The following is a 936-nucleotide window of genomic DNA, read 5'->3' on the forward strand; positions in this document are numbered from 1 at the left end:
ATTCCCGCAGCCGATCTTGCCCGGGCACCGGGGGCAGAACTCGAATCACTGGCCGGGTACGGAGCGGTGCGGTCGTCCGACTCCTCCGCCACCCTCCCGGGGTGCGACATCGTCGTGGACATCGCCGACGACGCCTCGGTCCGGACACAGTCCCAAGCTCTGTCGACCAATCTCCGCGGCGAAGGTCTGACGGACAGCGCCCTGTGTGACCGCTCTCGGAAGCTGGCCAACGCGGTGCTGATGGAACTCACTGGGCGCTGATGCGGCGTCGACCGGGCGGTTCGCGTGCGTGAATAGCGTCGGCCGAACCGGCGGCGTGGGTACGCGACGGCTCTAGCGTTGGCCCACGTCTCTCGGACCCCCCGCTTCCTCGCCGACTGATTACAGCCTGCTGAGCCAGGTCCTTCCCGCCACTGTTCTGCAGGTCGTCGAAGCCCTGAATCGCCCGGTCGACGACATTCGATCAGCCCTGATCAGTGCACGTACCCAGCGGGGCGAGCGATGTGGAACCGATCCCATCTCAGATCTCGCCACTCCGGCGTTCGACCACAAGTTCCAGTACATCCTCGAGGTCCACGCAGCACACCAGGACGAACTCGAGCAAGCGGTCCGCAACCTTCGTCTCGTCGCAGAGTCGTACCAGTTGAATGAGATCGATATCGAGGTGACGTTCGGACCGAGGGCCACAGGCGGCTCGTGATGGCCTTCCACCAACAGTTCAACTTCGCCGCCAAGACCCTCCGGGAGAAGTACGACTGGGTCGTCGGCAAACCCGGCTCGACGGCGGTCGTCGATGCCGCAGCTGCCCTTCGGGCCGCGGACTCCGAGCTGCGGTCCGCATCAGACGAGGCCCGGAAGCGCATGGCCGAGCTCGGCGTCCCCTGGCAGGGCCCCGCCGCCTCCGCCGCGCAGCCGTCCCTCGACGGCGTCACCCCC

General features: G+C 66.9%; 2 protein-coding genes. Both read left to right on the top strand.

From position 1 onward, the window contains the following. On the top strand, positions 1–261 hold a 261-nt coding region (locus D8M34_RS19660; protein ID WP_238695724.1), incomplete at its 5' end, for a hypothetical protein. A 438-nt stretch (positions 262–699) separates the two neighbouring features. Continuing rightward, on the top strand, positions 700–936 hold a 237-nt coding region (locus tag D8M34_RS18160), incomplete at its 3' end, for a hypothetical protein (RefSeq protein WP_148113100.1).

This window comes from Microbacterium sp. HSID17254 (assembly GCF_003989315.1).
Lineage (GTDB): Bacteria > Actinomycetota > Actinomycetes > Actinomycetales > Microbacteriaceae > Microbacterium.